The 21046-nt window shown below is 75.6% G+C and carries 23 protein-coding genes; 19 read left to right on the top strand and 4 right to left on the bottom strand.

Features of this window, described 5'->3' with window-relative positions:
• Positions 1 to 24: 24 nt before the first annotated feature.
• A complete protein-coding gene (locus JD78_RS11800) occupies positions 25 to 966 on the bottom strand; it encodes a hypothetical protein (protein WP_166521145.1) in 942 nt (313 codons plus the stop codon).
• A 267-nt stretch (positions 967 to 1233) separates the two neighbouring features.
• Here JD78_RS11800 and dxr point away from each other — a divergent pair, with 267 nt between their 5' ends.
• The 5 genes from dxr to JD78_RS11775 all read left to right on the top strand — a co-directional run bounded on the left by dxr (position 1234) and on the right by JD78_RS11775 (position 7970).
• The gene (gene dxr / locus JD78_RS11795; protein WP_153362046.1) at positions 1234 to 2445 is read left to right on the top strand and encodes a 1-deoxy-D-xylulose-5-phosphate reductoisomerase; all 1212 of its coding nucleotides are present in this window, start codon (positions 1234 to 1236) and stop codon (positions 2443 to 2445) included.
• Between the two features lies 1 nt (position 2446).
• Entirely contained in the window at positions 2447 to 3841 is a 1395-nt protein-coding gene (locus tag JD78_RS11790) for a M50 family metallopeptidase (RefSeq protein WP_341800143.1), read from the top strand.
• A gap of 77 nt (positions 3842 to 3918) precedes the next feature.
• On the top strand, positions 3919 to 5079 hold the full coding sequence (gene ispG, locus JD78_RS11785; protein ID WP_153362047.1) for a flavodoxin-dependent (E)-4-hydroxy-3-methylbut-2-enyl-diphosphate synthase: 1161 nt from the start codon (positions 3919 to 3921) through the stop codon (positions 5077 to 5079).
• A 29-nt stretch (positions 5080 to 5108) separates the two neighbouring features.
• Positions 5109 to 5960, top strand: a complete 852-nt coding sequence (locus JD78_RS11780; protein ID WP_194290554.1) for a GNAT family N-acetyltransferase — start codon at positions 5109 to 5111, stop codon at positions 5958 to 5960.
• A 147-nt stretch (positions 5961 to 6107) separates the two neighbouring features.
• The gene (locus JD78_RS11775) at positions 6108 to 7970 is read left to right on the top strand and encodes a penicillin-binding transpeptidase domain-containing protein (RefSeq protein ID WP_153362048.1); all 1863 of its coding nucleotides are present in this window, start codon (positions 6108 to 6110) and stop codon (positions 7968 to 7970) included.
• A gap of 33 nt (positions 7971 to 8003) precedes the next feature.
• Here the strand turns inward: JD78_RS11775 and JD78_RS11770 are convergent, their stop codons facing one another.
• Both JD78_RS11770 and JD78_RS11765 read right to left on the bottom strand, forming a co-directional pair.
• Entirely contained in the window at positions 8004 to 8483 is a 480-nt protein-coding gene (locus tag JD78_RS11770; protein WP_153362049.1) for a ferritin-like domain-containing protein, read from the bottom strand.
• A 57-nt stretch (positions 8484 to 8540) separates the two neighbouring features.
• On the bottom strand, positions 8541 to 9038 hold the full coding sequence (locus JD78_RS11765) for a hypothetical protein (RefSeq protein WP_153362050.1): 498 nt from the start codon (positions 9036 to 9038) through the stop codon (positions 8541 to 8543).
• Between the two features lie 207 nt (positions 9039 to 9245).
• On the opposite strand from JD78_RS11765, the gene rimP reads away from it, so the two are divergent.
• The 13 genes from rimP (at position 9246) to larE (ending at position 19899) form a co-directional block, all read left to right on the top strand.
• Positions 9246 to 10019 (top strand): ribosome maturation factor RimP, encoded by a 774-nt coding sequence (rimP, locus tag JD78_RS11760; RefSeq protein WP_166521144.1) that lies wholly within the window; start codon positions 9246 to 9248, stop codon positions 10017 to 10019.
• On the top strand, positions 10016 to 11137 hold the full coding sequence (gene nusA / locus JD78_RS11755) for a transcription termination factor NusA (protein ID WP_153362051.1): 1122 nt from the start codon (positions 10016 to 10018) through the stop codon (positions 11135 to 11137). The genes rimP and nusA overlap by 4 nt, the downstream gene beginning before the upstream one ends.
• 8 nt (positions 11138 to 11145) lie before the next feature.
• On the top strand, positions 11146 to 11511 hold the full coding sequence (locus JD78_RS11750; protein WP_153362052.1) for a YlxR family protein: 366 nt from the start codon (positions 11146 to 11148) through the stop codon (positions 11509 to 11511).
• A 61-nt stretch (positions 11512 to 11572) separates the two neighbouring features.
• Entirely contained in the window at positions 11573 to 12391 is an 819-nt protein-coding gene (locus JD78_RS22245) for a translation initiation factor IF-2 N-terminal domain-containing protein (RefSeq protein WP_166521143.1), read from the top strand.
• Between the two features lie 305 nt (positions 12392 to 12696).
• A complete protein-coding gene (gene infB / locus JD78_RS22240) occupies positions 12697 to 14535 on the top strand; it encodes a translation initiation factor IF-2 (protein ID WP_166521142.1) in 1839 nt (612 codons plus the stop codon).
• Positions 14536 to 14581: 46 nt separating this feature from the next.
• Positions 14582 to 14881: a DUF503 domain-containing protein gene (locus JD78_RS11735; RefSeq protein ID WP_228395375.1), complete on the top strand. Its 300-nt coding sequence runs from the start codon at positions 14582 to 14584 to the stop codon at positions 14879 to 14881.
• A gap of 60 nt (positions 14882 to 14941) precedes the next feature.
• Entirely contained in the window at positions 14942 to 15484 is a 543-nt protein-coding gene (rbfA, locus tag JD78_RS11730) for a 30S ribosome-binding factor RbfA (protein WP_153362054.1), read from the top strand.
• Entirely contained in the window at positions 15481 to 15729 is a 249-nt protein-coding gene (locus tag JD78_RS11725; RefSeq protein WP_153362055.1) for a hypothetical protein, read from the top strand. The genes rbfA and JD78_RS11725 overlap by 4 nt, the downstream gene beginning before the upstream one ends.
• A complete protein-coding gene (locus JD78_RS11720) occupies positions 15726 to 16721 on the top strand; it encodes a DHH family phosphoesterase (RefSeq protein WP_153362056.1) in 996 nt (331 codons plus the stop codon). The genes JD78_RS11725 and JD78_RS11720 overlap by 4 nt, the downstream gene beginning before the upstream one ends.
• Positions 16718 to 17788, top strand: coding sequence for an MATE family efflux transporter (locus JD78_RS11715; protein ID WP_279526841.1), 1071 nt, complete (start codon positions 16718 to 16720; stop codon positions 17786 to 17788). The genes JD78_RS11720 and JD78_RS11715 overlap by 4 nt, the downstream gene beginning before the upstream one ends.
• Complete coding sequence (locus tag JD78_RS22605) at positions 17692 to 18042, top strand: MATE family efflux transporter (RefSeq protein ID WP_279526840.1); 351 nt, start codon at positions 17692 to 17694, stop codon at positions 18040 to 18042. The genes JD78_RS11715 and JD78_RS22605 overlap by 97 nt, the downstream gene beginning before the upstream one ends.
• Positions 18039 to 19043 (top strand): tRNA pseudouridine(55) synthase TruB, encoded by a 1005-nt coding sequence (gene truB, locus JD78_RS11710; protein ID WP_243731031.1) that lies wholly within the window; start codon positions 18039 to 18041, stop codon positions 19041 to 19043. Before JD78_RS22605 ends, truB begins: the two co-directional genes overlap by 4 nt.
• A 22-nt stretch (positions 19044 to 19065) precedes the next feature.
• Positions 19066 to 19899: an ATP-dependent sacrificial sulfur transferase LarE gene (larE, locus tag JD78_RS11705; RefSeq protein ID WP_153362059.1), complete on the top strand. Its 834-nt coding sequence runs from the start codon at positions 19066 to 19068 to the stop codon at positions 19897 to 19899.
• Here larE and larB read toward each other — a convergent pair.
• Positions 19890 to 20588: a nickel pincer cofactor biosynthesis protein LarB gene (gene larB, locus JD78_RS11700; RefSeq protein WP_153362060.1), complete on the bottom strand. Its 699-nt coding sequence runs from the start codon at positions 20586 to 20588 to the stop codon at positions 19890 to 19892. The two genes, larE and larB, sit on opposite strands and share 10 nt — an antisense overlap.
• Positions 20589 to 20647: 59 nt before the next feature.
• Between larB and JD78_RS11695 the strand changes: the two genes are divergently transcribed.
• Positions 20648 to 20980: an antibiotic biosynthesis monooxygenase family protein gene (locus JD78_RS11695; RefSeq protein WP_153362061.1), complete on the top strand. Its 333-nt coding sequence runs from the start codon at positions 20648 to 20650 to the stop codon at positions 20978 to 20980.
• Positions 20981 to 21046: the final 66 nt, after the last annotated feature.

The following is a 21046-nucleotide window of genomic DNA, read 5'->3' as shown; positions in this document are numbered from 1 at the left end:
TCGGGACGTGCGGTGCGGTCATGCTCAGGCCTGCGAGGCCCCCGAGGCGCGGCGACGGGTGACCAGCAGGGCGCCGCCGCCGAGGGCGACGAGGCCGGTGCCCAGCGCCAGCGGCAGGGCGATGCTCGCACCGGTGTAGGCCAGGCGCGGGTCGCCGGCGCCGGTGACCTCGAACGCCTCCTGGTAGTAGGTCACGGTGCCGTTGTAGACCAGCGTGTGGTCGCCGACCGGCGTACCCGCGGGGAGGGTGAACTCCGCGGTCAGCACGCCGTTGGCGTCGGCGGTGAAGGTGCCGACGGTCTGCGGGGTGGAGTGCAGGGTGACCGTGACCACCTCGGCGGGCTGGAAGCCCTTGATCACCCGGACGACCTTCTCACCGGCAGCGGCGAGGGTGTCGTTGAGGGGGCTGGTGGCCTTGGCAGCGGCCACGCCGGGGGTGATGGCCTTGGTCCCGAGGACGCCGGTGACGACCGGCTTCGCCGGAGCCGGAGCCGGAGCCGGAGCCGGAGCCGGGGCCGGAGCGGGGGCCGGGGTGGTGGTGGCGGTGGTGACCTCCACCGTCAGCGTCGGGTACTCGACCGGCTCGCCGGTGTAGGTCGTGGCGCAGGCCGCGTAGACCTCGTGCGCACCGGCCGGGGTGCCGGCCGGGAAGGCGACCTGGGCGGTCCAGTCACCGGCGTCGTCCGGGTCGGCCAGGAAGATCAGTGCCTCGGGGTCCTCGATGTCGGTCATGTCGGTGATCAGCAGGACGCCGGCCTCGTAGTCCGGGTACGCCGGGTCGGTCTCCGTGACGCAGCCCGAGCCGGAGACGTCGAAGAGCTTCTCCGCCATCACGCTGGCCGGCCCGGTCGGGGCGGTGGTCAGACCGGCGGCCAGGGCGGCCGGGGCGAAGGCGACGCCGAGGGCGGCGGTGCCGAGGGCCAGGCCGGCCGCGGCGGTGGCGCGGAACGGGGACACGCGGGTCATGACTTTCTCCGTCTGTCGGGGCCCGAGTGCCGAGCCGTCGCGCTGAGTATCGGTACGGAGACGGCTGAGCTGTAGCTGTGGACGACGACACGCCGCGAATTCGCCCACAACTGCACGACCGAGGCGATCGTTGTCCACTTTCGAGCTGGCAGACCTTGGGGTGGATGGTCGAGTTCATGCACGGATGACGACGTGTCGGACGATCCGGGGTGTTCTTGTCGAGGGCGCCGCTGACGCGGACGCCGGGCGGCTTGGCAGGATCGGGGCATGAGCGAGCCCTCTTCCTCGACACCCCGCACCGTGACCGTGCTGGGGTCGACCGGGTCGATCGGTCGGCAGGCGATCTCCGTCGCCCGGCAGAACCCCGACCGGCTGCGGGTCACCGGCCTCGCCGCCGGCGGTGGCGACGTCGCGCTGCTGGCCGAGCAGGCCCTCGCGCTGGGCGTGCGCACCGTGGCCGTCGCGCGGGCCACCGCGGCCCAGGACCTGCAGCTGGCCTTCTACGCGGCCGCCCAGCAGCGGGGCTGGTCGCAGGGCCACTACGCACTGCCGGAGATCCTGGCCGGGCCGCGCGCCGCCGAGGAGCTCGCCGCCCGCCCCGCCGACATCGTGCTCAACGGCATCACCGGGTCGATCGGCCTGGGCCCGACGCTCGCCGCGCTCGCCGCCGGCCGCACCGTCGCGCTGGCAAACAAGGAGTCGCTGGTGGCCGGCGGGGAGCTGGTGACCGCCGCCGCGGCCCCCGGCCAGCTCGTGCCGGTCGACTCCGAGCACTCCGCCCTGGCCCAGTGCCTGCGCGGCGGCGACCGCGGGGAGGTGGCCCGGCTGGTGCTCACCGCCAGCGGTGGCCCGTTCCGCGGTCGCACGGCTGCCGAGCTGGCCGGTGTCACCCGGGAGGACGCGCTGGCCCACCCCACCTGGGACATGGGTCCGGTGGTCACGATCAACTCGGCCACCCTGGTGAACAAGGGGCTGGAGCTCATCGAGGCGCACCTGCTCTTCGGCGTCCCCTACGCCGACATCGACGTCGTCGTCCACCCGCAGTCGATCGTCCACTCGATGGTGACCTTCGTCGACGGCGCCACCATCGCCCAGGCCAGCCCGCCGGACATGCGGCTGCCGATCGCGCTGGCGCTCGCCTGGCCCGACCGGCTGCCCGACGTGCAGCCGGCGCTGGACTGGTCGACCGCCAGCACCTGGGAGTTCACGCCGCTGGACGAGGAGGTCTTCCCGGCTGTGCGGCTGGCCCGGCAGGCCGGCGAGGCCGGTGGGGTCGTGCCGGCGCTGTACAACGCGGCCAACGAGGAGGCGGTCGCCGCCTTCACCGCCGGACACCTGTCGTTCCCAGGGATCGTGCAGGTCATCGCGCGTACCCTCGACGCCGCGCCGGACCTCGGCGCACCCACCTGCGTCGAGGACGTGCTGGCCGCTGAGAAGTGGGCCCGGGAGCACGCTCGCGGCGCCATCGCAGGAGGCTGAGCTGAGCGGGTTCCTGCTGACGGTCCTCGGGATCGTCGCCTTCGCCGTCGGGCTGCTGTTCAGCATCGGCTTCCACGAGTTCGGGCACTACTACTGGGCCCGGAAGTTCGGCATGCGGGTGCCGCAGTTCTTCGTCGGCTTCGGCCCGACGGTCTGGTCGCGCCGCCGCGGGGAGACCGAGTTCGGCATCAAGGCCGTCCCGCTGGGCGGGTACATCCGGATCGTCGGGATGATCCCGCCGGCCGAGGAGAACGAGAGCAAGCGCGCCACCCGGATGCGCAGCTTCATCGCCGAGGTCCGCGGCGCCGCCCTCAACGACGTGCGGCCCACCGACGGCGACCGGGTCTTCTACAAGAAGCCCTGGTGGCAGCGGGTGATCGTGATGGCCGCCGGGCCGTTCCACAACCTGGTGCTCGCCGTCGTCTTCTTCCTCGTGCTGCTGGTGGGCATCGGCCTGCCCACGGTCAGCCCCACCCTGCAGGCCGTGCCCGAGTGCGTGCTGCCCGCCGGCGCGGCCAGCGCCGCCGACGACCAGCCCTGCCAGGTGCCGATCACCCCGGCCGGGGAGCTGTGCGCCGCCGGCTCGGGGGACTGCGCGCTGCCCCCGGCCGGGCCGGCCGCCGAGGCCGGGCTCCGGGCCGGCGACACCGTGCTGGCCATCGACGGCGAGCCGCTGCCCGAGGCCCCCGAGGACGGCTGGGACGCCCTGGTCGACACCGTGCAGGCGAGCGCGGGCGAACCGCTGACCCTGACCGTCGCCCGGGAGGACGACGACGGGGACACCCGGCAGTTCGAGCTGACCGTGACCCCGATCCAGAACACCGTTTACGTCGACCGTGACGGGGACGACGAGGTCGACGGCACCGCGGAGGTCGGGTACCTGGGCGTGCAGTCGGCCGAGACCTACGTGCGGCAGCCGCTGAGCCGGCTGCCGGGCTTCTTCGGCGACGTGGTCGTGGAGTCCGTCGAGCGGCTGGTCGGCATCCCCGAGCGCATCCCGCAGCTGTTCCGGGCCGCGTTCCTCGGCGAGGAGCGGGACCGGGAGGGGCCGATCGGCCTGGTCGGCGTCGGCCGGCTGTCCGGGGAGGCGTTCGCCTTCGAGGGCTTCAGCACGACGACGAAGGTCAGCTTCTTCGTCGGGCTGCTGGCCAGCCTCAACCTGATCCTGTTCCTGTTCAACCTGCTGCCGATGTACCCGCTGGACGGCGGGCACGTGGCCGGGGCGCTGTACGAGAAGGCCCGGGCGACGGTGGCCCGGCTGCGCGGCCGCCCCGACCCGGGGCCGTTCGACATCGCCCGGCTGATGCCGGTGGCCTACGTCATCGCCGGCGCCTTCGTGCTGCTGTCGCTGCTGCTCGTGGTCGCCGACGTGGTCAACCCGATCACCCTCCGGTAGCCGCCCGCACCGGGCACGGCGACGGTCACACCCGGCGCGGCGGCGGCGCGGTGGCGGGCAGGGGGATACTGGGCGGCATGGCGACCCCCGTCAGTCTCGGCATGCCCGCAGCTCCTCCACCGGTCCTCGCGCCCCGGCGCAAGACCCGTCAGCTCGACGTGGGGGGCGTCGGCGTCGGCAGCGACTCCCCGGTGAGCGTCCAGTCGATGTGCACCACCAAGACCGCCGACATCAACGCCACGCTCCAGCAGATCGCCGAGCTGACCGCCTCGGGCTGCCAGATCGTGCGGGTCGCGGTGCCCGACACCGACGACGCCGAGGCGCTGCCGATCATCGCGAGGAAGTCGCAGATCCCGGTCATCGCCGACATCCACTTCCAGCCGCGGTACGTGTTCGCCGCGATCGACGCCGGCTGCGCCGCCGTCCGGGTGAACCCGGGCAACATCAAGAAGTTCGACGACAAGGTCGGCGAGATCGCCCGGGCGGCCAAGGACGCCGGCACCCCCATCCGGATCGGCGTCAACGCCGGCTCGCTCGACAAGCGCCTGCTGGCCAAGTACGGCAAGGCCACCCCGGAGGCGCTGGTCGAGTCCGCGCTGTGGGAGTGCTCGCTGTTCGAGGAGCACGACTTCCGGGACATCAAGATCTCGGTCAAGCACAACGACCCGGTGGTCATGGTGCGCGCCTACGAGCTGCTCGCCGCCCAGTGCGACTACCCGCTGCACCTGGGCGTCACCGAGGCCGGCCCCGCCTTCCAGGGGACGATCAAGTCCGCCGTCGCCTTCGGCGCGCTGCTCTCCCAGGGCATCGGCGACACGATCCGCGTCTCCCTGTCGGCCCCGCCGGCGGAGGAGGTCAAGGTCGGCAACCAGATCCTCGAGTCGCTGAACCTGCGCCAGCGCGGCCTGGAGATCGTCAGCTGCCCCTCGTGCGGCCGCGCCCAGGTCGACGTCTACAAGCTCGCCGACGAGGTCACCGCCGGGCTGGAGGGCATGGAGGTCCCGCTGCGCGTGGCGGTCATGGGCTGCGTCGTCAACGGCCCGGGGGAGGCCCGCGAGGCCGACCTCGGCGTCGCCTCCGGCAACGGCAAGGGCCAGATCTTCGTCAAGGGCGAGGTGGTCAAGACCGTGCCCGAGTCGATGATCGTCGAGACGCTCATCGAGGAGGCCATGCGCATCGCGGAGGCGCAGGTCGCCGACGGCACCCCGTCGGGTCCGCCCGTCGTCAGCGTCTCCTGAGCCGACCGACACGGGAACGGGGCAACCGGGTGCTGCGCGCGCCGTCGGCACGGGTGCTGGACGCCGACGACGAGGTCCCGGTCCGCGAGCTGCTGGCCACCGACCCCGTCGCGGCCTGCATGCTGGCCGGCCGGATCGAGGCGCACGGGACGTCGGCCGCGACCCTGGGCGCCCCGTTGTGGGGCCTGCACTCGGGGCGGCGGCTGGACGCGGTGTGCCTGGCCGGGGCCAACCTGATCCCGTTCGCCCGCCCCGGTGTCGAGCAGGCCGCGGCGGCCGCGTTCGCCGACCGGGCCCGGCGCGCCGGGCGGCGCTGCTCGACCATCGTCGGACCGTCGGCGGCGGTGCTCCCGCTGTGGGACCTGCTCGAGCCGTCGTGGGGTCCGGCGCGCGAGGTGCGTGCCCGGCAGCCGCTGCTGGCCATCGAGGGTCCGCCGGCCGTCCCGGCGGAGCCCCGGGTGCGCCCGGTCGCCCTCGGCGAGCTCGAGACCCTGCTGCCCGCGGCGATCGCCATGTTCACCGAGGAGGTCGGCGTCAGCCCGGTCCGGGTCGACGGCGGTGCCGGCTACCGGGCCCGGGTCACCGAGCTGGTCCGCGCCGGCCACGCGCTCGCCTGGATCGAGGGTGGCGAGGTGCTCTTCAAGGCCGACGTCGGCGCCGTCTCCGGGGCCGCCTGCCAGGTGCAGGGGGTCTGGGTCGCGCCCCGGCTGCGCGGGCAGGGGATCGGCCGGTCGGGCACCGCGGCGGTGGTCGAGTACGCACGCGCCGCGATCGCCCCGGTGGTCAGCCTCTACGTCAACGACTACAACCGGGCCGCGCGGGCCACGTACGAGCGGGTGGGCTTCCAGCAGGTCGGCACCTACGCCTCCGTGCTCTTCTGAGCGGCCGGCCCGCTCAGCTGTGAGTCACGGGGCGGGTGGTGCGGCCGCCTCGGTTCCGGGGCCGGCGTCTGCCAGGGTGGCGGGGTGCGTGCACGGGGAACGGTGACGGGTCCGAGATCAGGACGGGCGACGGCGACCGCGGGGGCGGTGGTGCTGCTGCTGGGCCCCCTGCTGACCAGTTGCTCCAGCGACCCCTCCGACGACGTCCGGGCCGCGGCCGAGGCGTTCCTGGCGGACTGGTCCGCCGGTGACGTCGCCGGCGCGGCCGGCCGGACCACCGATCCCGCGGCGGCCACCGCCCTGCTGGAGCAGACCGCCACCGACCTGTCCGGCGCGGAGCTCGCGGCCGAGGTGGGCGAGGTGCAGGTCGGCGAGGACGGCGCCGCCACCGTCGACTGGACCGCGACCTGGGACCTGGTCGCGGCACCCGACTGGGAGTACCCCGGCACGCTCTCGCTGACCGAGCGGGACGACCGCTGGGGGGTGGCCGCCGAGCCCAGCGCGGTGCACCCCGAGCTCGCCGCCGGCCAGCGCCTCGAACTGGCGCGCACCCTGCCCGAGCGGGCCCCGATCACCGACGGCTCCGGCGCCCCGCTGTTCGCCGAGACCGACGTGGTCAACGTCGGCGTCGACCCCGCACAGGTCACCGACCTGCCGGCGCTGGCCCAGGCGCTCGCCGCGGCGACCGGGGTGGACGCGGCGACGATCGTGGCCGACGTGCAGGCCGCGCCCGCCGGCCAGTTCGTGCCGGTGATCACCCTGCGTCGCCCCGACTTCGAGGCGATCCGGGCCCAGGTCTACGACCTGCCCGGCGCGGTCTTCCCCCCTGGCACCCGCCTGCTGGCCCCCTCGTCGCGGTTCGCGGTCGGGCTGCTCGGCCGGGTCGGCGCGGCCACCCAGGAGCTGCTGGACGAGAGCGCCACCGACGGTGCGCCGCGCTACGCGGCCGGTGACCAGCTCGGCCTGTCCGGGCTGCAGCGGCAGGCGCAGGAGCAGCTGACCGGCACGCCGGGCTTCACCGTCTCGGTGGTCAGCGCCGACGAGGCCACCGACGACGCCGGCCAGGTGGTCGCGACCGTCGAGCCGGTGCCCGGCACCCCGCTGCAGACCCCGCTCGTGCCGGCGCTGCAGAACGCCGCGGACGCCGCCGTCGCGACCCAGCCGCTGGCCACGCACCTGGTCGTCGTCCGGCCGGGCACGGGTGAGCTGCTCGCGGTGAGCTCCAACGAGGCGGCCAACCCCTCCTACGCGCTGTCGGGCCAGTTCCCGCCCGGGTCGAGCATGAAGACGATGACCGCGACCGCGCTGCTCGGCGCCGGTGCGCTGACCCCGCAGACGCCGGTGGCCTGCCCGGGGACGACGGTCGTCGACGGCCGGGAGTTCGAGAACGAGGACCAGTTCGACCTGGGCACGGTCCCCTTCACCCAGGCCTTCGCCGAGTCCTGCAACACCACGTTCATCCAGCAGGCGCTCGCCCTGCCCGACGACGCGCTGTCCCAGGCGGCGGCCTCCTACGGCGTCGGCTCCGAGTGGGACCTCCCGGTCCCGGTCTTCAGCGGGCAGGTGCCCAGCACGAGCACCGGCACCACCAAGGCGGCCGACGCCATCGGGCAGGGCCAGGTCCTGATGAGCCCGGCGCAGCTCGCGCTGGTCGCCGCCGGCATCGCCAGCGGCACCCCCGCCGCGCCGGTCGAGGTCGTCGGCGGCGAGCCCGCCGGACCGGCGCCCGCCGGGCCCGGCTCCGCGGTGCTGGAGCAGCTCCGCCCGCTCATGCGCGAGGTCGTGGTCAGCGGCACCGCCATCGCGCTGGGCGACCGGGGTCAGGTGTTCGGCAAGACCGGCACCGCGGAGTTCGGCACCAACACCCCGCCGGACTCCCACGGCTGGTTCATGGGCTACCAGCTGGGTGGGCCGCAGGGCGACATCGCCTTCGCCGTCCTGGTCGAGGCCGGGCAGTCCAGCAGCGCCGCGGTCGCCGTCACCGACGCCTTCCTCGGCAACCTGGGCTGAGGCCCGGCCGCCTGATCGGGCGCCGGGGCCCGATCAGAGGCCGGGCAGGGCGCTGGTGACCGGCGTGCGGCCGGCCGCCGTGCGCCAGGTGACGGCGCGGAGCTCGGCCGCGGTCAGCTCGCGCACGGCCAGCTCGCGGGTGGCCTGCTCGGCGGCCTGGTCGAGCACCCAGGTCCAGGACCGGGAGGTGCCCTCCTCCAGCGTGACCGCGAGGGCGGCGGCGTCCACCGGGGAGAGCACGGGGAAGGGCAGCGTGTAGCCGCCCGCCGACGGCGCCGGGTCGACCCCCCGTGCGTCCAGGAGGGCGAGCAGGGTGTCGCGGACGTCCCGGTGCGCCTCCTCCGCCGCGGCGACCACCGCCCGGTCCTCCGCGGGCCAGGCCGCGCCGACCACGCCGTAACCCCAGATGGCCGCGCGGGTGGCGGCCAGCGCGTCCTGCAGCGCGGCGGTCTCCCGTCCGGCCGGGGTCGTCGCCCCGCTCGCCGGCGCCCCGCCCTCGGTGCCGTCAGCCATCGCCGTCCCGCTCCCCGTCTCGTGTGCTGCCCCGTGTGCCGTCCGCCGTCCGGCCGGTCATGCCAGCAGCCCCTCCTGGCCGCGCAGGCCGGCGGCGATGCTGCCCAGCAGTGCCGCGCGGCCACCGCTGAAGGTCGCGGCGGCGGCGGCGTGCGCGTCGGCCGCGGCGACCACCTGGGTGCGCAGCCAGGCGCGCGCGTCGGCCGGGCCCGGGCCGCCGCCGGTCGTCGGCGCCGGGCTGCCGGTGGCCCCGGGTGCGGCCGCCTGCAACCGGTCGAGCTGGGTCCGGGCCTGTTCGGCCAGCGTCGCCGCAGCGGTGGCCAGCCCGGGGTCGGCGGCGAAGGCCTGGTCGTAGGCGTCGACCAGGGCCTGCTGCACGGTCAGCTGGGCCGCGAGCTGGTCGGCCTGCTGGGGGGTGACCGCGTCGGCCGGGTCGCCGCCGCTGCCGCCGGTGCACGCCACGGCGGTCGACGCGGTGCCCACCATGGCGGCCACGAGCAGGGTGCGCCGGGAGAAGGCGCCCGTGCGCGGGGGAGGGGATCCGGCAGCGGACATCGACGTCCATCCTGACAGCCGACCGGCCACACCCCGGGGGTGACGCACCGGTGTGCCGCCGGAGTCCGTCGCTGGCCGTGAGCGCGTCCCCGGGTGGGCGGTAGCCTGACGGTTCACTCCCTCGCGCCCGGACCGGTTCACGGTCCGTTCCCCGGTCCGCGAGGTGACGCACGCACATCGAGCAGCACGGACGACAGGAGGCAGCCGGTGTCCACCCGAGGTGCCCGCACCCCCGAGGCGACCGCCCAGCTCGTCGCCTCGGTCGAGCCGGTCGTCGCCGCCGCCGGTTACGACCTGGAGGAGCTGGTCGTCCGCCCGGCCGGGCAGCGCTCGGTCGTCCGCGTGGTCATCGACCGGGACGCCGGCGTGAGCCTGGACGACGTCGCCGAGCTGAGCCGGTCCCTGTCCGAGGTGCTCGACGGCGAGGACGAGGCATTCGGCAGCGCGCCCTACGTCCTCGAGGTCACCAGCCCCGGGGTCGACCGGCCGCTCACCGCACCGCGGCACTGGCGGCGGAACGTCGGCCGGCTGGTCGACGTCGCCGTGGGCCCCGACGGGTCGCGGGAGCAGCTGGCCGCCCGCGTGCTGCGGGTCACCGACGAGGGCGTCGTGCTCGAGGTGCAGAAGGGCGGGGCCAAGAAGGGCCAGGTGCGCAAGGCGGCAGGGGAGCGCACGATCGCCTGGGCCGAGCTCGGGGAGGCCCGGGTGCAGGTCGAGTTCGCCCGCCCCGCCGGGCACCGGGACGCCGCCCTGGTCGACGAGTCGACCGGTGACGACGACGAGGCCGACGACGACGGCGAGGCCGACGACGAGGACGACGACGACGAGGGTGCGTACCCCGGCACCGGGGACGACGACCCGATGGACCACCAGCAGGACCCGGCCGGTGCACCCGCGGCCGGCGCGAGCGGACGCACCGGGCGACCGGGCCCGCGCCGCGCGCCGCGGGGCGACCGGCCGCGACGAGGAGGCAACAAGTGAACATCGACGTGACCGCCCTCAAGGCGGTCGAGCGGGAGAAGGGCATCCCCGCCGACACGGTGCTGGAGGCGATCGAGACCGCCCTGGTCACCGCCTACCGGCACGCCGACGGCGCCGCCAAGCACGTGCGCGTGCAGGTCGACCGCAAGAGCGGTGAGGTGGCCGTGCTCGCCCAGGAGCTCGGACCCGACGGCGAGGTCGTCCACGAGTGGGACGACACCCCCGGTGACTTCGGCCGGATCGCGGCCAGCACCGCCAAGCAGGTCATCATGCAGCGGCTGCGCGACGCCGAGCACGAGCAGACCTTCGGGGAGTACGCCGGCAAGGAAGGCGACATCGTCAGCGGCATCGTCCAGGCCGACCAGCGGCGCAACGCCAGCGGTGTCGTCATGGTCGACATCGGCAAGGTGGAGGCGACGCTGCCGGCCGCCGAGCAGGTGCCGGGCGAGCGCTACACCCACGGCAGCCGGCTCAAGGGCTACGTCGTCTCGGTGGCCCGCAGCTTCCGCGGCCCGCAGGTGACCGTCTCGCGGACCCACCCCAACCTGGTGCGCAAGCTGTTCGCGCTGGAGGCCCCCGAGGTCGCCGACGGCAGCGTGGAGATCGTCGCGGTGGCGCGGGAGGCCGGGCACCGCACCAAGATCGCCGTCCGCACGTCCGTCCCCGGGCTGAACGCCAAGGGTGCCTGCATCGGCCCGATGGGCCAGCGGGTGCGCAACGTGATGGCCGAGCTCAACGGCGAGAAGATCGACATCGTCGACTGGTCGGACGACGACGCCACGTTCGTCGCCTCCGCGCTGTCCCCGGCCCGGGTCTCCAGCGCCCGCGTCGTCGATCCCAAGGCGCGGGCGGTCCAGGTCGTCGTCCCCGACTACCAGCTCTCGCTGGCGATCGGCAAGGAAGGGCAGAACGCCCGGCTGGCCGCGCGCCTGACGGGGTGCCGGATCGACATCCGCAGCGACGCCCAGCCCCTCGACGACGGTCCGGCCTCGCCCGGTGTGGGGCGCGCACCGCTGCGCCCCGGCCCGGCCGAGCAGCGCCCCGGACTCCGCGGTCCGCAGACGGGTCAGCGCCCGCCCGTACGGCGGGCGGAACATCCCGGACGCGCGGCGCGCTAGACTCGTCGATGGCCGACTCGTCGATCCCGGTCCGCACCTGTGTGGGGTGCCGGGGACGCGCTCCGGTCACCGAGCTGTTGCGCGTCGTCGTCCGTGACGGGGGGCTCACCCCCGACCCACGGCGGCGGCTCCCCGGCCGGGGTGCGTCCCTGCACCCCACCGAGGAGTGCCTGCGTGCGGCAGCCCGGCGCCGGGCCTTCCCGCGCGCGCTGCGCAGCAGCGTTCCGCTGGAGACCGGTCCGCTCGAGAGCCACGTCGCCCGGTCCGCCGGGCGGCCGGCCCCGGGCGGGACACCGTCGGACCGGCACCCGGCCGGTCCACCACTCGAACAGGACGACCCCTCGGATGAGCAACCCGTGAAGTCGCCACGATGACCATGCACCACTGACGACGAGGTCGAGCGGGCCAGCCGCCGGCCTCACGAAGAGGAGACCCGTGCCAGGCAAGGCCCGCGTACACGAGCTCGCGAAAGAGCTCGGCGTCGACAGCAAGGCAGTGCTCGCCAAGCTCAAGGAGCAGGGCGAGTTCGTGAAGTCCGCCTCGTCCACCGTCGAGGCCCCGGTGGCCCGACGGTTGCGCGAGGCGTTCCCCGGGGGCAGCTCCGGTGAGAGCCGCAGCAGCTCCGCCCCCCGTCCCGGTCCGCGCCCGGCTCCGGCCCCGCGCCCGACCGCGCCCAGCGCCCCGGCGGCCAGCGCCCCGGCGGCGCCCGCCGCTCCGGCAGCTCCGGCTCCCGCTGCTCCGGCGCCCGCCCCGCAGGCGCCCGCTGCCGCCGCCCCCCAGGCGCCGGCGGCTCCCGCCCCGGCCGCTGCCCGTCCGGCGACTCCGGGCCCGCGCCCGGGTCCGCGTCCGGCCGCTCCGGCCCCTGCGCCCGCACCGGCTCCGGCCGCGGCGAGTGCTCCGCCCCAGCAGCCCCCGGCCGCTCCGCAGTCCGGGCCGCGCCCGGGTCCGGCGGCGCGTCCGGGTGCCGGCGGCGGCGCCGCTCCCGGCGCTCCCCGTCCGGCGGGTGGCGGTCCGCGTCCCGGCCCGCGGCCGGCGCCGCGTCCGGGCAACAACCCCTTCAGCAGCGCGCCGCGTCCCGCGGCTCCCGGCCGTCCCGCGCCGGGCGGCGCTCCCGGCCAGGGCGGTCCGCGCCCGCGCCGGGCGCCGGTGGCCCACGTCCCGGTGCCGGTCCGGGTGGTCCCCGTCCGTCCGCCGGTCCGGGCGGTCCCCGTCCGTCCGCCGGCCCGGGTGGCCCGCGTCCCAACCCCGGCATGATGCCGCAGCGTCCGAGCCCCGGCATGATGCCGCCGCGCCCGGCCGGTGGCGGCCGCCCCGGTGCTCCCGGTGGCCGTGGCCGCCCGGGTGGTCCCGGTGGTGGCGGCGGTTTCCGTCCCGGTGGCGGCGGCGGTGCGCCCGGTGGCGCTCCGGCCGGTGGTGGCTTCCGTCCCGGTGGTGGTGGCCGCGGTCGTGGCCGCGGCGGCTCCGGTGCGGGCACCGCGGGTGCCTTCGGGCGTCCCGGTGGTCGCGGTCCGGTCCGCGGGCGCAAGAGCAAGAAGCAGCGGCGTCAGGAGTTCGACTCCATGGCGGCGCCGAGCATGGGCGGCGTCTCGCTGCCCCGTGGCAACGGGCAGACCGTCCGGCTGCCCCGCGGCGCCTCGCTGACCGACCTGGCCGAGCGGATCAACGCCGAGCCCGCCGCGCTGGTCACCGCCCTGTTCCACCTGGGCGAGATGATCACCGCGACGCAGTCGGTCAACGACGACACGCTGCAGCTGCTCGGTGCCGAGATCGGCTGGGTCATCCAGGTCGTCAGCCCCGAGGACGAGGACCGCGAGCTCCTCGACACGTTCGACCTCACCTTCGGTGACGAGGAGAGCGACGACGAGGACGACTGGGACGTCCGCCCGCCGGTCGTGACCGTCATGGGTCACGTCGACCACGGGAAGACCAAGCTCCTGGACGCGCTCCGGCACGCCAACGTGGCGGGCAAGGAGGCCGGTGGCATCACCCAGCACATCGGCGCCTACCAGATCGTCACCGAGCTGGAGGGCAACGAGCGTCCGGTCACCTTCATCGACACCCCGGGTCACGAGTCGTTCACCGCGATGCGTGCCCGTGGCGCGAAGGTCACCGACATCGTGGTCCTGGTCGTCGCCGCCGACGACGGCGTCATGCCGCAGACGGTGGAGGCGCTGAACCACGCCCAGGCCGCCGAGGTGCCGATCGTGGTCGCGGTGAACAAGATCGACAAGGAGGGGGCCAACCCCGCCAAGATCCGTCAGCAGCTGACCGAGTACGGCCTGGTGGCCGAGGAGTACGGCGGCGACACGATGTTCGTCGACGTCTCCGCGACCACCCGTCAGGGCCTCGACGACCTGCTGACCTCGATCCTGCTGACCGCCGACGCCTCGCTGGACCTGCGCGCCAACGTGGGCCAGGACCCGCAGGGTGTGGTCATCGAGGGCAAGCTGGACAAGGGCCGTGGCCCCGTCGCCACGGTGCTGGTCCAGCGCGGCATCCTCCGCCAGGGCGACTCGATCGTGGCCGGCGACGCCTACGGTCGCGTCCGGTCGCTGCTCGACGAGCACGGCAACAAGCTCAAGGAGGCCCTGCCGGCCCGTCCGGTCCAGGTCGTCGGCCTGACCTCCGTGCCACGTGCCGGTGACACCTTCCTCGTCGTCGAGGAGGACCGGATCGCCCGGCAGATCGCCGACCGCCGTCAGGCCCGGATCCGCAACGCGCAGAACGCGCAGATGCGGAAGCGGATCAGCCTGGAGGACCTCGACGCGGCGCTCAAGGAGACCCGTCAGCTCAACCTGATCATCAAGGGCGACAACTCGGGCACCGTCGAGGCGCTCGAAGAGGCGCTGATGAAGATCGAGGTGAGCGACGACATCTCGCTGCGGGTCATCCACCGCGGCGTCGGTGGGATCACCAAGAGCGACATCGACCTGGCGCTGGCCGACGACGTCATCGTCCTGGGCTTCAACGTCCGGGCCGAGGGGCAGGCCACCGAGCTCGCCAACCGCGAGGGCGTGGACGTCCGGTACTACACGGTCATCTACCAGGCCATCGAGGAGATCGAGGCCGCGCTCAAGGGCATGCTCAAGCCGGAGTACGAAGAGGTGCAGCTGGGCACCGCGGAGGTCCGCGAGGTCTTCCGGGTCCCGCGCATCGGCAACGTCGCCGGCTCGCTGGTCCGCAGCGGCACGATCGTGCGCAACTCCAAGGCGCGCCTCATCCGCGACGGTGCCGTGGTCGCCGACAACCTGTCGGTCGACTCGCTGCGCCGCTTCAAGGACGACGCGACCGAGGTCCGCGAGGGCTACGAGTGCGGTATCGGCCTGGGGTCGTTCAACGACATCAAGGTCGATGACGTGATCGAGACCTTCGAGCTGCGCGAGAAGCCGCGCGCCTGATCGACCCCGCCCGCACGGGCGGGACGCACTGAGCACCAGGGAGGCGGTGAGCGTGTTCACGGGCACGCTCACCGCCGACCTGTTGCTGGGGGACGTCCACTCGCTGAAGGGGAAGCGCGCCGTCGTCCGGCCGATCGTGGCCGAACTCCGACGACGCTTCGCCGTGGCCGCCGCCGAGGTGGGCGATCAGGACCTGCACCGCCGGGTGCAGATCGGGGTGGCCACCGTGGCCGGCGAGGCCGGGCAGGTCACCGACGTGCTCGACGCCTGCGAGCGGTTGCTGGCCGAGCGCCCCGAGGTGACGCTCCTGTCGACGCACCGGCAGCTGCACAGCGACACGGATTGACGAACAGCCACCGTCACCACCGGGCGTCCCACCGACGCCCCCGCACCACGAGGAGATCTGATGGCCGACCCGGCCCGCGCACGCCGGCTGGCGGTGCGCATCCGCCAGATCGTCTCCGCCACCATCGAGATGCAGATCAAGGACCCGCGCCTGGGGATGGTCACCATCACCGACTCCCGGGTGACCAGCGACCTGCGCGAGGCGACGGTGTTCTACACCGTCTACGGCGACGCCCAGGCGATCGAGGACTCCGCCAAGGCGCTCGCCAGCGCCACCGGCGTGCTCCGGTCGACCGTGGGCAAGCAGACGGGCATCAAGTTCGTGCCGTCGCTGACCTTCGTGGCCGACATCGTCCCGGACACCGCCCGGGAGCTCGAGGAGGCGCTCGAGCGGGTGCGGCAGGCCGACGCCGAACTCGCCCGTGCCCGCGAGGGCGCTCAGTACGCGGGTGAGGCGGACCCGTACCGCCGTCCCGCGGTCGACGAGGACACCGTCGACGAGGAGGGCGAGCAGGACGACCAGCAGGCCGACGACGCCGATGCCGACGCCGCCGAGCTCACCGACCCGGCCGACGCGCCGGCGACCCCGCGGAGCGCATCGTGACCGAGACCAGCGACCCGATCGACCCCGACGGCACCCCCGAGCGCCGGGTGACCCTGGGCGGGCGGGAGGAGCCGGCCTCCGGCGACCCGACCGCCGGGGGCAAGCGCGGCGACATCGGGGAGGTGCCGAGCATCGCGGCCGACGAGCCCGACGACGGCAGCAGCTACCCCGTCGGCGGTGGCGGCGTGGGTGAGGAGTCCGACGCCGTCCCGCACGCCGACGCGGGGCCCGACGGCACCCCGTGACCGCCACCGTCTCCACGCCCCTCGCGGCCGCGGTCCAGGTGCTGGCGGAGGCGGCGGCAGCGGGTGCGACGGTCGTGCTGTCCGGGCACGTGCAGCCCGACGCCGACGCGCTCGGCAGCACCCTGGCCCTGGCCGAGGGGCTCCGCCGGCGTGGTGCCCGCGTCGTCGCCACCTTCCCCGCGCCGTTCACGCTGCCCGCGTCGCTCGGCTGGCTGCCCGGGGCCGACCAGCTGACCGACCCGGCCACCGTGCCGGGCGACGTCGACGTCTTCGTGAGCCTGGACGCCGCCTCCCCCGGCCGGCTGGGTGAGCTGGCCCCGCTGCTGGAGACGGCGGGGCGCTCGGTCGTGGTCGACCACCACGCCAGCAACCCCGGGTTCGGCGAGGTCCGGCTGGTCGACCCGCACGGCGCCGCCACGGTCGCGCTGGTCGCCGACCTCCTCGACGCCCTCGGCGTCGAGCTGGACCAGCAGCTGGCCGCCTGCCTCTACGCCGGGCTGTCGGCCGACACCGGCTCGTTCCGGTTCGGCAACACGTCTCCCGGCACGCACGAGCTGGCCGCCCGGCTGCTGCGCACCGGCATCGACCACGCCGCGATCAGCCGGCGGCTGTTCGACACCGCGCCGTTCGGCTGGCTCGGCCTGCTGTCCCAGGTCACCGGCCGCGCCCGGCTGGAGACCGGCGTCGGGGCCGGCCTGGTGTGGACGTGGGCGACCGCGGCCGATGCGCAGGAGCACGGGCTCCCCGCCGACCAGCTCGAGGCGCTCGTCGACGTCGTCCGGGCCACCGCGGAGGCCGACGTGGCCGCCGTGCTGAAGGGCCAGGACGACGGCACCTGGGTCGTCTCCATGCGCTCGCGCGGCGCCACCGACGTCTCCCGGGTGGCGATCGCCCTGGGCGGCGGCGGGCATCGGGCCGCGGCCGGGTACAGCTCCGCGTACGACCTCGAGGGCACCGTCGCCCAGCTGCGCGCGGAGCTCGGCCGGGCATGACCGGGGCGGTCCGGCCGCCGGCCGAGCGGAGCATCCCCTCGCTCGCCGCACCCGCGCTGGTCGTGCTGGCCGCTGAACCGCTGTACCTGCTGGTCGACACCGCGGTCGTCGGCAACCTGGGCACGGTCGCGCTGGGTGGGCTGGCCGTCGGCGGCGGCATCCTCGCGGTCGTCGCCGGGCTGCTGAACTTCCTGGCCTACGGCACCACCGCCCGCGCCGCGCGCCGGGCCGGGGCCGGTGACCGGCCCGGCGCCGTCGCGGAGGGCGTGCAGGCCACCTGGCTGGCCGTCTGCCTGGGCGTCGGGACGGCCCTGCTGCTCCAGCTGCTCGCCGGCCCGCTCACCCGGCTGATGGCCGGCGGCGCCGGCCCGGTGGCCGCCGCCGGCGAGCAGTGGCTGCGGGTGGCCAGCGCCGGGCTGCCGCTGCTGCTGGTGGCGCTGGCCGGCAACGGCTGGCTGCGTGGGGTGCAGGAGCTGCGCCGGCCGATGGGCTACGTGCTCGCCGGGAGCCTGGTCAGCCTCGCGCTCTGCCCGCTGCTGGTGTACCCGGCCGGGTTCGGCCTGGTCGGCTCCGCGGTGGCGAACGTGGCCGGGCAGGCCGTCGCCGCCTCGCTGTTCGCCTGGTCGCTGGCCCGGGAGCTGGCCCGGCAGGAGATCGACTGGCGCCCCCGGACGACGGCGCTGCGGGCGCACCTGGTGCTCGGCCGTGACCTGCTGGTGCGCGCGGCGGTGCTGCAGCTGGCGTTCGCCGCCGCGGCCGCGGTGGTGGCCCGGGCGGGGACCGCACAGCTGGGCGCCCACCAGATCGCCCTGCAGCTGTGGCTCTTCCTGGCCCTGGTGCTGGACGCCTACGCGATCGCCGCGCAGACCCTGGTGGGCCAGGCGCTGGGCGGCGCGCGCCCCGGTGACGCCCGCCGGACGGCCGCACGCGTGGTCCGGTGGGGGCCGGCACGGGCGCGGTGGCCGCCGCGGTGCTGCTGGCGCTGCGGCCGGTGCTCCCGCCGCTGTTCACCGACGACCCCGCGGTGCTCGCCCAGGCCGACGTCGTCTGGTGGTTCCTCGCGCTGATGCAGCCGCTGGCGGGCGCGGCCTTCGCCCTCGACGGCGTGCTCATGGGCGCCGGCGACGTCGCCTGGCTCCGCACCGTGACGGTGGGGTCGGCCCTGGTCGGCTTCCTGCCGCTGTCGCTGCTGTCGGGCTGGCTGGACTGGGGGCTGGCCGGCGTGTGGTCGGGCCTGACCCTGTTCATCGTGCTGCGGCTGGCGGCGGTCAGCTGGCGGGTGCGGGGGAGTGCGTGGCTGGGTGAGACGGTGTCGGCGTGAGCCCCGACCGCGACGACGACGCCCGACCGAGCATCGCAGGGAGCGCCAGCGACCGAGGAGCGGAAGGAGGGCGGAGCGCGGCCAGACGCCGCCGCCCAGATGCCGACGTCCCGCCGTCCCTGCTGCTGGTCGACAAGCCCGGCGGCATGACCTCCCACGACGTCGTCGCGATCGCCCGCCGGGTGCTGTCGGTGCGCAAGGTCGGCCACGCGGGCACGCTCGACCCGATGGCCACGGGGTTGCTCGTGCTCGGCGTCGGCGCCGCCACCCGGCTGCTGGGCCACCTGGCCGGCTCGGACAAGGTCTACGCGGCCACGCTCCGGCTGGGCCAGTCGACGGTCACCGACGACCGTGAGGGGCAGGTCACCCACACCACCTCCGCGGCCGGCCTGACCGACGACGCGGTGCGCGCCGCCGTCGCCGGTCAGGTGGGCGCGCTGCAGCAGGTGCCCTCCTCCGTGAGCGCCGTCAAGGTCGACGGGCGGCGGTCCTACGACCGGGTGCGCGCCGGCGAGGAGGTCGAGCTCGCCGCCCGCTCGGTGACCGTGCACGCCATCGACGTCCACCGGCTGACCCGGCCGACGCCGGATCTGGTCGACGTCGAGGTCACCGTCTCCTGCAGCACCGGCACCTACGTCCGCGCGATCGCCCGGGACGTCGGCGCGGCGCTGGGCGTCGGCGGGCACCTCACCGCGCTGCGGCGCACCTCGTCCGGGCCGTTCGACACCGGGCAGGCCCGCCCGGTCGAGGAGGCCGCGGGCGCCCTCGGCGAGCGGGGGTCCGGCCCCGGGGTGCTGGGGCTCGCCGACGCTGCCCGGGCCGTCTTCCCGGCCCGGGAGCTCACCGCCGAGGAGGCGGTCGCCCTGGGGTACGGCCAGCGGGTGCCGGCCACCGGAACCCCCGGCCTGCACGCGGCGGTCGCCCCCGACGGGCGGCTCGTCGCGCTGGTCGAGGACGACGGCCGGATCGCCCGGGTCGCCGTGGGCTTCCCGGCGCCCTGACCGCGGTGGCACGCTCCGGGGCGTGAGCGGACTCGACGACCGGCTGGCCGCGCTGGACGCCGAGCTGGCGGCGGTCCCCGCCGTGCTGGTGGCCTTCTCCGGCGGTGTCGACTCGGGGGTGGTGCTCGCCGCCGCCGTCCGCGCGCTGGGCACCGACCGGGTGGTGGCCGCCACCGCCGTCTCCCCGAGCCTGCCCGCCGCCGAGCGGGTGGCGGCCCACGCGTTCGCCGTGGGCCTCGGCGTCCGGCACGAGCAGCCCCGCACCGACGAGCTGGCCCGGCCGGGCTACGTGGCCAACGCCGGCGACCGGTGCGCCTTCTGCAAGACCGAGCTGGTCGAGGTGCTCGTGCCGCTGGCCGCCGGGCTGGGCATCGCCGACGTCGTCACCGGTACCAACGCCGACGACGTGCGGGCCGGGTTCCGCCCGGGCATCCGGGCCGCCGCCGAGCGGGGCGCGTGGGCGCCGCTGGCCCGGGCCGGCCTGACCAAGGACGACGTCCGGTCCGCCGCCCGCCGGTGGGGCCTGCCGCTGGCGGAGAAGCCGGCGGCCGCCTGCCTGGCCAGCCGGATCGCCTACGGGGTGCCCGTCTCGGCCGCCGGACTGGCCCGGGTGGAGCGCGCCGAGGTGGCGTTGCGGGCCGCGCTGACCGGGGCCGGGCTGGCCGTGCGGGACCTGCGGGTGCGCGACCTGGGCGGCGACGTGGCCCGGGTGGAGCTGGACGCCGGCCTGGTACCGGAGATCGGGCCGGAGCTGCTGGGCGCGGTCACCGGGTTCGAGCGCGTCGAGCTGGACCCCCGGGGGTTCCGGTCGGGGTCGATGAACGAGCTGCTGCCGGACCCCGTGCGCTACCGCTGAGCCGACCGGGCGATGCGGGCGGCAGCGACCCCGGCGCCGAAGCCGTTGTCGATGTTCACCACGAGCACGCCGGGCGCGCAGGCCGTCAGCATGGTGAGCAGCGCCGCGAGCCCCTCGAACGCGGCGCCGTAGCCCACCGACGTCGGCACGGCGACCACCAGCCGGTCGGTCAGCCCGGCGACGACGCTCGGCAGCGCGCCGTCCATCCCGGCGACCACCACCACGGCGTCGGCGGCTGCCATGTCGGGAGCGACGGCGAGGACCCGGTGCACGCCTGCCACCCCGACGTCGTCCACCCGGCGGCAGCCCACGCCGCTCGCGGTCAGCGTCGCGGCGACCTCCGCGGCGACCGGCCCGTCCGACGTCCCGGCGGTCAGCACCAGCACCTCGCCCACCGGCGGCGGGGGAGCGCCGACCCAGGCCACCCGGGCCACCGGGTCGACGTGCGCGTCCGGCCAGCGGGCCCGGACGGCGTCGGCGGTGGCCTCGTCGACCCGGGTCGCCCAGGCGAAGGCCTGCCCACCCACCCCGGCCCCGGTGGCGGCGTCCAGCAGGCCGGCCAGGCAGCCGACGGTCTCCGCGGGGGCCTTCCCGGCCGCGTAGACGACCTCGGGGGTGCCGGTGCGGGCCGCCCGGTCGGGGTCCAGCCGGGCGTACCCGAGGTCGGTGGTGCGCGGTTGCCGGTCCACGGCCGCAGTCTGGCGCACTCGGCGTGTCGGGTCCCCGCCGGACGGGCAGGATGCGGGGCATGAGCGTCGTGAAGATCAACGTGGTGACCATGCCCGAGGACAAGCGCGAGCGGTTCGAGGAGCGGTTCCGGGGCCGGGCCGGCGCCGTGGAGACCACCGAGGGCTTCGAGTGGTTCGAGCTGCTGCGGCCCGTCGAGGGCACCGATGCCTACCTGGTCTACACCCGGTGGACCACCGAGGAGGCCTACCAGGCCTGGCAGTCCAGCCAGGACTTCGATCGCGCCCACGCCGGCGGCGGGGACACCCTCGCTCCGGCCGCGGAGCGGTCCAAGAACCACCTGTGGAGCTACGAGGTCGTCCAGTCCTCCGGCCCGCACGGCGAGAAGAGCTGACCGTCCCCGCTCCGGGGGTGGGCCGCCCCGGCTCCGCTGGCCGCGCGAGGGGCGCGGACTAGGGTG

Origin of the sequence: Modestobacter roseus (assembly GCF_007994135.1) — a bacterium.
GTDB lineage: Bacteria > Actinomycetota > Actinomycetes > Mycobacteriales > Geodermatophilaceae > Modestobacter > Modestobacter roseus.
This window is presented reverse-complemented; position numbering and strand designations above follow the sequence as displayed.